Raw genomic sequence first — 10,173 nt, 5'->3', positions numbered from 1 at the left:
CTTGTAGACCATTTGCGTCACCGTGTTGCGAAGCAGCACGACGTACTGGTCGAAAGACTCGATCTGGCCCTGCAGCTTGATGCCGTTGACCAGATAGATCGAGACAGGAACATGCTCGCGGCGCAGCGTGTTCAGGAACGGGTCTTGTAGAAGTTGCCCTTTGTTGCTCACGATATTCTCCGTGTTCAGAAGAAGAGTTGTTGGACCGGGCACCTTAACACAGGGTTTCCGCACTGCAACATGCAGGCGCGAAAGCCGTCATAAAAAGAGCGGCTACTGCCCGGAGGGGCATCAATCATGACGGATCAGGAGCCGTCCTTGTCAGCATAGGGGTTATGTGAGGTCTTGAACTCGATGCGCAGCGGCGTGCCGATCAGATCGAACTCCTTGCGGAACCGCGTTTCCAGGAAACGGCGGTAGCTGTCGCTCACATGCTCCAGCGAGTTGCCGTGGATCACGATCACCGGGGGGTTCATGCCGCCCTGGTGGGCATAACGCAGCTTGGGCCGGTACATGCCGCTCTTCTTGGGCGCCTGGAACTGCACCGATTCCAGCAGCACGCGGGTGAGCACGGGCGTGGCCATCTTGCGCGTGGCCGAGCGGTGGGCCTGGATGATCGATTGCCATACCGGCCCCACGCCGAGGCGCTTCTTCGCCGAGATGAAGTGCAGCGCGGCGAACTTGAGAAAGGGCAGCCGGTTCTCGATCTGCCGCTGCAGTTGCTCGCGCTGGTAGCTGTCGACGGCATCCCATTTGTTGACGGCGATGACCACAGCCCGCCCCGCCTCCAGGATGAAGCCGGCGATGTGGGCGTCCTGATCGGTGACGCCCTGTGTGGCATCGATCAGCAGCAGCACGACGTTGGCCGACTCGATGGCCTGCAGCGTCTTGACCACCGAGAACTTCTCGATGGCCTCGAACACGCGACCCTTGCGCCGCAGCCCGGCGGTATCGATCAGCTCGAAGCGCTGGCCATTGCGCTCCAGAGGCACTGAGATCGCATCGCGCGTGGTGCCCGGCATGTCGAAGGCCACCAGGCGCTCTTCGCCGAGCCAGGTGTTGATCAACGTCGACTTGCCGACGTTGGGACGTCCCGCCACCGCAAGACGGATGGGGCGAACACCCTCCTCGTCCTGCGCGTCGGCGTCATCCTCATCGACGGGCGGCAGCATGTCGAGGGCCAGATCGACCAGCGCGCGCACGCCCTGGCCATGGGCCGACGACACGGCATGCACGTCGCCGAGGCCCAGTTCATAGAACTCGGCCAGACGTCCGCTGTCCTTCATGCCCTCCGCCTTGTTGGCGGCCAGGACGCAAGGCTTGCCGAGCCGTCGCAGTTCACCGGCGATGTCGTGGTCCTGGGCAGACAGACCTTCACGCGCATCCACGACGAAGACGATCACATCGGCCTCGGCCACGGCCTGGCGCGTCTGCTTGGCCATTTCCTGGTAGATGCCGCTGCCGGCATCGGGCTCGAAGCCGCCGGTGTCGATGACGATAAACTCACGCGGCCCCGCCCGGCCGCTGCCGTAGTGCCGGTCACGGGTCAGGCCGGCGAAGTCGGCCACGATGGCGTCGCGCGTGCCCGTCAGGCGGTTGAACAGGGTCGACTTGCCGACGTTGGGGCGCCCTACGAGCGCGAGAACCGGCTTCATGCAAACCTTCGTTCAGAGCGGATCATGGAAGAACGGCCGGCAGCCGCCGGCCATGCGGGAATCAGTCGGGCCGGTAGCCGAACACGCCACCGTTGCGGGTGACGATCACGACCGTGTCGGCGGCAACCATCGGCGCGGCGGCCACGGCAGAACCGTCGGGCACCAGGCGGTTGAGCACAGCGCCATCCTGGCGCGACAAAAAGTGCACAGTGCCCGTGTCCTCGCCGATGACCAGCGTGCGGCCGACAGCCAGAGGGGCCGTAAGGTTGCGCAGGCGAAGGCGCTCCATGCTCCAGGCGCGCTGACCGTCGGCGCGGCGCCAGGCCTGGACGGTGCCATTGCTTTCCACGCCGTACACCAGGGAATCGTCACCAGAGACGCCTTCGGAGCCGACCGCCGGCTGGGTCCACGCCAGCGTGCCGCGCTGCGCATCCACGCAGCCGACGGCGGCATAGTAGGCCCGGGCACAGATGCTGTCGCCGACACGGCTGACCGTCCCGGTCAGGTCGACCAGTCGTTCCACATCATTGGTCCCGCGTGGCGACGCGACGGGCACCTCCCAGCGCGAGTTGCCATTGGCCGGGTTCATGCCCACCAAACGGGCGCCGATGCCGGTGACGAGCGTGTCGCCGAAAGGCAGCAGCACGCCCGGCTTGCGCAGCACCAGGGAATCGGCGCCGGCCCGGCTCTGCTGCCAGAGCCGACGGCCGCTCTGGCCATCGAAAGCCGCGGTGGTGCGATCGGCCGTCTGCACGAAAACGCGGCGGCCGGCCACCAGCGGCGGCGTGAAGGTCTCGGCAGGGAGGCGTTCCTTCCAGATCACCTTGCCCGCCTCGATGGCCACGAGTTCGTTGTTGCGGGTCACGACCGCGGCGAGCTGACCGTCGCTGCCCACGCCGGCCGACAGCGGTGCCCCCACCTGGGTGCGCCACAGCTCGCGGCCCTGGCGGGCGTCGATGGCCACCACCGTGCCGTCGGAGGCCGCCACCGTCACGCGATCGCCGCTGACCGACGTACGCAGAGGAAAGCTCACGGCGGGCATCTTGACGCTCCAGGCCTGGCTCACACCGAGCGTTGCCGGATTGGCCGGCAGTTCCTCCGGCTTCAGCTTGGGCGTGCCGGAGCAGGCGGCAAGCGCGGCCACGACGAAGCCGGCACAGGTGGCCCGCAGGGCGGAGGCGATGGGCGTGGAAAGCTTCGACAGGGTCATGAATCGGATCCGTTTCAGGAAGTGGCCTTGGCCGAGAGCGAAGCCGGGTCGACACCCACGGCGTTGAGCTTGACCTCCACCAGCCTGCGATAGGCCGCGTCCTGGGCCAGTGCGGCCCATGCCTTCTTGTATTCGGCCTGCGCTTCATTGCGCTTGCCTTGGGCCAGCAGCACGTCGCCACGGCGGTCGGCCACGAGACCCTTGAATTCTTCGGGGAAGCTGCCGTTGAGCTGCTTGAGGGCCTCGTCGTACGACTTGGTCTCCATCAGGGCCGCAGCCAGCCGCAGCCGTGCGACGGCACGATAGCCGGGGTCGTTGCCCTTGTCGGCCACCCAGGTCAGCGCCGCGCGACTGGCATCGACCTGGCCCTTGTCGGCCAGCGTCTTGCTGGCCAGCAGGCCCGCCTGCTGCGCATAGACCGTGCCGCCGAAACGGCTGGTCATGTCGTCGAAGGCACGCTGGACCTTGGCCGGGTCGCCGGCCTGGGCGGCGCGGTCGAGCTCGTCGTAGAGCGCAGCCGCCTGCGTCGATTGGCGCTGCTGCCAGTACTGCCAGCCGTTCCAGCCCAGCACGGCCACGGCCGCCAGAATGACGACGCCGGTGATCAGATTGCCGTAAAGATTCCAGAAATGCTTGAGGTGGTCGAGCTGTTCCTGCTCTTCGAGATCGAGATGCGTCGCCATGCGGAAGGTCAGTCTTGGAAAGCGGCGGATTGTAGGCTGGGGGCCCAGGCGGACACGTCGGCAAGAGGACGCGCCACCTGCGCACCTGTCCCGTCACGCAGGGATTTCACCGTCACTTCGCCACGGGCGAGTTCATCGGCGCCGAAGATGAGCGCGAACCGCGCGCCGCTGGCATCGGCCCGCTTGAACTGGGACTTGAAACTGCCCTGCCCATCGGGCCCGGCTGCGTGCATCTGTACCTGCACACCCTGCGCCCGCAACTGGGTCAGGGTGCGCAGCACGACCGGCATGGCGGCCGCGTCGGGCACCACAGCGAAAACATCCGCGGCCGGCGCCGGAAAGCTGGCGCCCTGCTCTTCCAGCAGCGCGAGCACCCGCTCCACGCCCATGGCCCAGCCTACGGCGGGTGCGGCCTTGCCGCCGATCTGCGCGATCAGGTCGTCGTACCGGCCGCCGGCACACACCGTGCCCTGCGCACCCAGGCGGTCGGTCACGAACTCGAACACCGACAGGTTGTAATAGTCGAGGCCGCGCACCAGCCGGGGGTTGATGGTGTAGGCGATGCAGTTGGCGTCCAGGATGGCACGCAGGCCTTCGAAGTGCGCGAGCGAGGCTTCGCCCAGGAAGTCGAGCAGCTTCGGCGCGGCCTCGACCACCTCCTTCATCGCCGGATTCTTGGTGTCCAGGATACGCAGCGGGTTGCTGTGCAGGCGGCGCTTGCCGTCCTCGTCCAGCTTGTCGGCGTGCTGCTCGAAGTGGGCGATGAGCTCGGCACGGTGCGCGGCGCGCTCGGCCGGCTGGCCCAGGCTGTTGATCTCCAGCCGCACGTCGGTCAGGCCCAGCGCCGTCCACAGCGAAGCGGCCAGCAGGATCAATTCGGCATCGACGTCCGGGCCGGCGAAGCCAAGAGCCTCGGCGCCGATCTGGTGGAACTGCCGGTAGCGACCGCGCTGCGGCCGCTCGTGGCGGAACATGGGGCCTGTGTACCAGAGCCGCTTGGGGCCGTCATAGAGAAAGGAATGCTCGGTGACCGCCCGCACCACGCTGGCCGTGTTCTCCGGGCGCAGGGTCAGGTGCTCGCCGTTGAGGCGGTCCTCGAAGGAGTACATCTCCTTCTCGACGATGTCGGTCACCTCGCCGATGCCGCGCACGAACAGCGCCGTGTGCTCCAGGATCGGGGTACGGATGTTGCGGTAGGCATGGCGCGCCATCTGTTCGCGCACGATGCCTTCGAGCCATTCCCAGCGCGCCGATTCCGGCGGCAGGATGTCGTTCATGCCTTTGACGGCACTGATCTTTTCAGCCATGGGTGACGGGGGGTCGATCAGGCGCCGACGGTGGCGGTGGCCTGCCCGAAGCGCTTCTCGATGTAGTTTTCGACGATCTGATGGAATTCGGCGGCGATGTTCTCGCCGCGCAGGGTCAGCGCCTTTTCGCCGTCGATGAAGACGGGCGCGGCCGGCGCCTCCCCGGTGCCGGGCAGGCTGATGCCGATGTCGGCATGCTTGCTTTCACCAGGCCCGTTGACGATGCAGCCCATGACGGCCACCTTCAGCGCCTCGACGCCCGGGTAACGGTTGCGCCAGACCGGCATCTGCATGCGCAGGTAGTCGTCGATCTGCTTGGCCAGCTCCTGGAAGGTGGTACTGGTGGTACGACCACAGCCGGGGCAGGCGGTGACGCTGGGCACAAACACACGCAGGCCCAGGGCCTGCAGGATCTCGGCGGCGATCACCACCTCCTGCGTGCGGGCCTCGCCGGGCTGGGGCGTCAGGCTCACACGGATGGTGTCGCCGATGCCTTCCTGCAGCAGGATCGACAGCGCCGTGGCCGAGGCCACCGTGCCCTTGGTGGCCATGCCGGCTTCGGTCAGCCCCAGGTGCAGGGCGTAGTCGCAGCGGCGGGCCAGTTCGCGGTAGACGGAGATCAGGTCCTGCACGCCGCTCACCTTGCAACTGAGGATGATCTGGTCGCCGTTCATGCCCATCGACTCGGCCAGGCGCGCGGAATCGATGGCCGAGCTGACCAGCGCCTCGTACATCACGGCCTTGGCGTCCCAGGGCTGAGCGCGGCGGCTGTTGGCGTCCATGAGGCCGGCCAGCAGTTCCTGGTCCAGGCTGCCCCAGTTCACGCCGATGCGCACCACCTTGTTCCAGCGCATGGCGGCTTCGATCATCTGGCCGAACTGCCGGTCCTTCTTGTCGCCCTTGCCCACGTTGCCGGGATTGATGCGGTACTTGGACAGCGCCTCCGCACAGGCCGGAAACTCGGTCAGCAACCGATGGCCGTTGTAGTGGAAGTCGCCCACCAGCGGCACATCGACGCCCATGCGGTCGAGCTGCTCGCGAATGTAGGGCACCTGAGCCGCCGCCTCGGGTGTGTTGACCGTGATGCGGACCATCTCGGAGCCGGCCTGCGCCAGCTCCTTGACCTGGATGGCGGTGCCGATGGCGTCCACGGTGTCGGTGTTGGTCATGGACTGCACGCGCACCGGCGCGTCGCCGCCCACCGTCACCACGCGCGGGCCCCACACCACGCGCGCCTGACGCGAGCGGCGCCCGGCCGGTGCCGCCGCCGCGATGGGCAGGGCAGTGGGATCGAGGATGCGGTCGAAGCTCATCGTGCGGACTCCTGCGCGAAGGCAGCCCAGAGGCTGGTGCGCGAACGGCGCAGGCGTCGGCTCACGGCGCCTCCGCCTTGACTTCGAAGCGGGCCACGCCGCCCGACTTCGCGATGACAGTCAGATCGAAAGGTTTGCCATGCACCAGCACGTCGGCCGCCGAAGCGCGGCCGATGATCACGCTCAGCGGCAGCTTGCCGGACAGCGCCAGGGTCTCTCCAGCGGACAGCGTCCGCTGCTGCAGCACCCGACCGCCGGCTTCGGACACGGAGACCCAGGCCTCGCCCTTCGCGGTGATCTGGACGGCCTCCGGGGCAGGCGCCGGCGCCGCCACCGGCGCGGGGGACGCCGGCGCGGCGGCGTCGGCGACCGCTTGCTGCGACGCGGCCGGCGCAGGGTTCGGGACGGCCGGCACCGACTGTCCGGCAGCGGGAGTCTCGGACGATGCAGCGCCCGATGCCTCGGCCGACGCAGCCTGCTCGCTTTGGGCCGAGGGCGAACGCCCACCCTGCGGGGCCAGCGCCGCCGTCACCTTGTCGATGGCGCTCTGGGGCACCCAGAACAACAGCGCCGCCGCCCCCAGCAGCAATGCCACCACCACGACCAACGGTCCGGAAATACCGCTCGTCGTCCGCCCCAGCCCCGCGCTGCGGTGCGCATGGGCCTTGATGGCACCGCCGACGGCGCGATCGGATTCGGCCAGGGAGGCGCGCGGAGCGCCAGGCAAGCGCGCCAGCACCGGCGCCGGATCGACACGCAGGGCACGGCACACGCTGGCCGCCAGCGCCCGCGCGAAGACCGGATCCGGCAATGCCGCCAGATCGTCATCCTCGAGCGCCGCCAGCTTCTGCACAGGCACCTTGAGTGCCGCCGCCACCACCTCGCGATGAAGCCCGTGCATCTCGCGGGCCTCCCGCAGGAGCTGCCCCGCCGTCGGCTGGACAGGCGATGATCCCGGGGCGGTGCTGGCCGTCTGGCTCGGCTGATCAGTCATTGAAATTTCCACGCTCGTAGGCCAGGGTCTCGCGCGCATCCGGGAAACGGCGGCGCAGCTGCATGCCCAGTTGGGACACGGCCTCCGCATTGCCGAGCCGGCGCTCGATCCGCATGCCGAGCCAGAGCGACTCCGCATTCGCGGACGGGCCATTGTTCACGCGCCGGATGTAGAACTGGGCGCGCGCATCGTCACGACGTTGGTACAGCAGCAGCGCCAGGTTGTAGCCGACCACCGGATTGGCACTGTCGAGTTCGTAGGCCTGCATCAGCGAGCGCTGTGCACCGGCGCTGTCGCCCGCCTGCATCTGGCACACGCCCTGGGTCATCCAGGTGCGGGCTGCGTCGCGGTAGCCGGGCACCGCCAGAGCCGCACCGAAACGCTGCACGGCGTCCGCATAGCGCTTTTGCTGGCACATGAGCCAGCCATAGTTGTGCAGCGCATCGCCGTCGCGCGGATTGAGCGCCACGGCGCGGCGGAAGCTGTCCTCGGCCTGGGCCGGATCGTCCATGCGCATATAGATCAGCCCGCGCAGGTTGTAGGCTGCGCCGAGCGAGGGATCGGCCGCCAGCGCATTGCCCACTTCCTCGAGGGCGACCTGGTTCTGCCCCTGCTCGAAGTAGCCCAGCCCCAGTTGCAGCCGCAGTTGCGCCCGGCGCTTCGCCTGGACCGCCGGATCGACCGCCTCCACCTGAAGCGGCGCATTGCCGGCCGGCGGCGGCGGCGTCACGACCGCGGGCGCCGTGCTCTTGCAAGCCGAGACCAGCGCAGCCAGGCAAAGCACCGGGACGAGCGCCAGCAGGCGCGGCGGGTTGCAGGGGATGCGCAGCCGGCGCAGGCTCATCGTGCAGCTTCTCCAACAGGCTGTCGGTCGGCCGGCGGCGACTCGGCCTTGCGCATCATCACGACACGCCGCTCGGCCATGCGCTCGGCCGCCCGGGTGCGGTCCTTGACGTCGCCGGCCAACTGGCCGCAGGCGGCGTCGATGTCGTCGCCGCGCGTCTTGCGCACCGTGGTGACGATGCCGGCGTCGGCCACCTGGCGGGCAAAGGCCTGCACGCGCGGCGCAGGCGAGCGCAGAAGACCGGAGGCCGGAAAGGGATTGAAAGGGATCAGGTTGAACTTGCAGGAAACGCCGCTCGTGCGCACCAGCTCGATCAGCTGACGGGCATGCTCGGGCTGGTCGTTGACGCCATCGAGCATGCAGTATTCGAAGGTGATGAAGTCGCGCGGGGCGGGCTCCAGATAGCGCTTGCAGGCGCTCATGAGCTCGGCCAGCGGGTACTTGCGGTTCAACGGCACCAGATCGTCGCGAAGGGCATCGTTGGGTGCGTGCAGCGACACGGCAAGGGCCACCGGGCAGTCGGCGCCCAGGCGATCCATCATCGGCACCACGCCCGACGTAGACACCGTCACGCGCCGGCGCGAGAGGCCGTAGGCGTTGTCGTCCAGCATGGTCCGCAGCGCCGGCACCAGCGCGCCGTAGTTCTGCAGCGGCTCGCCCATGCCCATCATCACCACGTTGGAGATGACGCGCTCATCGCGCCCCAGATGGCGGCGCAGGAAATGTTCGGCAAACCAGAGTTGCGCGACGATCTCGCCGGTGCTCAGGTTGCGGCTGAAACCCTGGTGGCCCGTGGAGCAGAAGCGGCAGCCCACGGCGCACCCTGCCTGCGAGGACACGCACAGCGTGCCGCGGTCGTCTTCAGGAATGAACACGGCTTCGACGGCATCGCCGTTGCCGACGTCGAACAGCCATTTGATGGTGCCGTCGGCCGACTCCTGCTGGGTCAGCACCGGCAGACCGGTGACCGTGGCGCACCCGGCCAGCTTGCCGCGCAGCGACTTCGCCAGATCGCTCATCTGCTCGAAGTCGCTTGCGCCACGCTGGTGGATCCAGCGGAACAGCTGTGTAGCGCGGAAGCGCTTTTCGCCCAGGCTCTCACAGAACGCGGCCAGCCCGTCCAGATCGAGATCGAGCAGGTTGGTGGCGGTCATGGCGCGGGCTCGGGCTGGCTCAGCCTCAGCGGCTGTAGACGTTCATCGAGGGGAAGAAGAAGGCGACTTCGTTGGCCGCCGTCTCGGGAGCGTCGGAGCCGTGCACGGCGTTGGCGTCGATGCTCTCGGCGAAGTCGGCGCGGATGGTGCCGGCGGCGGCCTTCTTGGGGTCGGTGGCGCCCATCAGGTCACGGTTCTTGGCGATGGCGTCTTCGCCTTCGAGCACCTGCACGAAGACGGGGCCGGAGATCATGAAGTCGACCAGGTCCTTGAAGAAAGGACGCTCCTTGTGCACGCCATAGAACTGCTCGGCTTCGGCGCGCGAGAGGTGCACCAGCTTGGCGGCGGCGATCTTCAGGCCGGCGGCCTCGAAACGGGAAACGATCTTGCCGATCACGTTCTTGGCAACGGCGTCGGGCTTGATGATGGACAGGGTGCGTTCGATGGCCATGGGCTTTTTTCTCTGAGGTTGAATGGAGGAGACACGTTTGCCACAGGTTCCCCGCTCGATGCGGGACGGGAGTCCACACCCCCTGCCACGATGGGCGCCTGTTGGCAAAGCTCTCGATTTTATCCGCGCGTCAGGGTTGCCACGCAGCATTCGAAGGTATTACTTCAACAAAGCCCGGCGACAGGCTTGTGAAAAGGGGCCGGCGCGGCAGCCTGGATGGCGCCGACGCCGGAGGGCGGCGCTTCAGCGACCGCGCTTGCGACCGAAACCGCCGCCACCGCCGCCCGGGCCGCCATTGCCTCGCCGCGCATCCTTGCGCTGGCGGGTGAAGCTGTCGGCGCCGATGTAGCCGAGCGAGGTCTTCATCGGGTCGGGCTGGTTGCTCGCGGCATTCTTGCCGCCGCCGTCCTTGCGGCCACCGCCCTGCCCCGCCTTGTTGCCCTTGCCGGACCAGTTGCCTTCCTTGCCGAAGGACGGCGCCGGGCCGCGCGGGCCGCCGTTGCGGCTGGCGCCATTGCGCTTGCCACCGCCGTTGCGGCCTTGCCCGCCGCCCCGCCGGTCG

10 protein-coding genes and 1 pseudogene are annotated in these 10,173 nt (G+C 68.0%); all 11 read right to left on the bottom strand.

Annotated elements, in window-relative coordinates; all coding sequences use genetic code 11:
* Positions 1-189: RNA chaperone Hfq (gene hfq / locus QZ772_RS13420; protein ID WP_295527019.1), on the bottom strand; the 189-nt coding region annotated here is incomplete at its 3' end.
* A gap of 116 nt (positions 190-305) precedes the next feature.
* Positions 306-1,655, bottom strand: coding sequence for a ribosome biogenesis GTPase Der (der, locus tag QZ772_RS13415; RefSeq protein ID WP_295527017.1), 1,350 nt, complete (start codon positions 1,653-1,655; stop codon positions 306-308).
* Positions 1,656-1,716: 61 nt separating this feature from the next.
* Complete coding sequence (bamB, locus tag QZ772_RS13410; RefSeq protein WP_295527014.1) at positions 1,717-2,865, bottom strand: outer membrane protein assembly factor BamB; 1,149 nt, start codon at positions 2,863-2,865, stop codon at positions 1,717-1,719.
* Positions 2,866-2,879: 14 nt separating this feature from the next.
* Positions 2,880-3,548 carry a tetratricopeptide repeat protein gene (locus tag QZ772_RS13405; protein WP_295527011.1) on the bottom strand — a complete coding sequence of 223 codons (669 nt, stop codon included), beginning with the start codon at positions 3,546-3,548 and terminating at the stop codon, positions 2,880-2,882.
* An 8-nt stretch (positions 3,549-3,556) separates the two neighbouring features.
* A complete protein-coding gene (gene hisS, locus QZ772_RS13400; RefSeq protein WP_295527008.1) occupies positions 3,557-4,855 on the bottom strand; it encodes a histidine--tRNA ligase in 1,299 nt (432 codons plus the stop codon).
* 17 nt (positions 4,856-4,872) lie between these two features.
* Positions 4,873-6,168 carry a flavodoxin-dependent (E)-4-hydroxy-3-methylbut-2-enyl-diphosphate synthase gene (gene ispG / locus QZ772_RS13395; protein WP_295527005.1) on the bottom strand — a complete coding sequence of 432 codons (1,296 nt, stop codon included), beginning with the start codon at positions 6,166-6,168 and terminating at the stop codon, positions 4,873-4,875.
* Between the two features lie 61 nt (positions 6,169-6,229).
* Positions 6,230-7,162: a helix-turn-helix domain-containing protein gene (locus QZ772_RS13390; RefSeq protein ID WP_295527002.1), complete on the bottom strand. Its 933-nt coding sequence runs from the start codon at positions 7,160-7,162 to the stop codon at positions 6,230-6,232.
* Positions 7,155-8,006 carry a type IV pilus biogenesis/stability protein PilW gene (gene pilW / locus QZ772_RS13385; RefSeq protein ID WP_295526998.1) on the bottom strand — a complete coding sequence of 284 codons (852 nt, stop codon included), beginning with the start codon at positions 8,004-8,006 and terminating at the stop codon, positions 7,155-7,157. Before pilW ends, QZ772_RS13390 begins: the two co-directional genes overlap by 8 nt.
* Positions 8,003-9,160, bottom strand: coding sequence for a 23S rRNA (adenine(2503)-C(2))-methyltransferase RlmN (gene rlmN, locus QZ772_RS13380; RefSeq protein WP_295526995.1), 1,158 nt, complete (start codon positions 9,158-9,160; stop codon positions 8,003-8,005). Before rlmN ends, pilW begins: the two co-directional genes overlap by 4 nt.
* A gap of 25 nt (positions 9,161-9,185) precedes the next feature.
* Entirely contained in the window at positions 9,186-9,611 is a 426-nt protein-coding gene (ndk, locus tag QZ772_RS13375; protein ID WP_017759345.1) for a nucleoside-diphosphate kinase, read from the bottom strand.
* Positions 9,612-9,854: 243 nt separating this feature from the next.
* Positions 9,855-10,173, bottom strand: a pseudogene (locus tag QZ772_RS13370) (23S rRNA pseudouridylate synthase B); the annotation flags it as partial.

The sequence above is a fragment of the uncultured Pseudacidovorax sp. genome, assembly GCF_913773995.1.
Taxonomy (GTDB): Bacteria; Pseudomonadota; Gammaproteobacteria; order Burkholderiales; family Burkholderiaceae_C; genus Xenophilus.
This window is presented reverse-complemented; position numbering and strand designations above follow the sequence as displayed.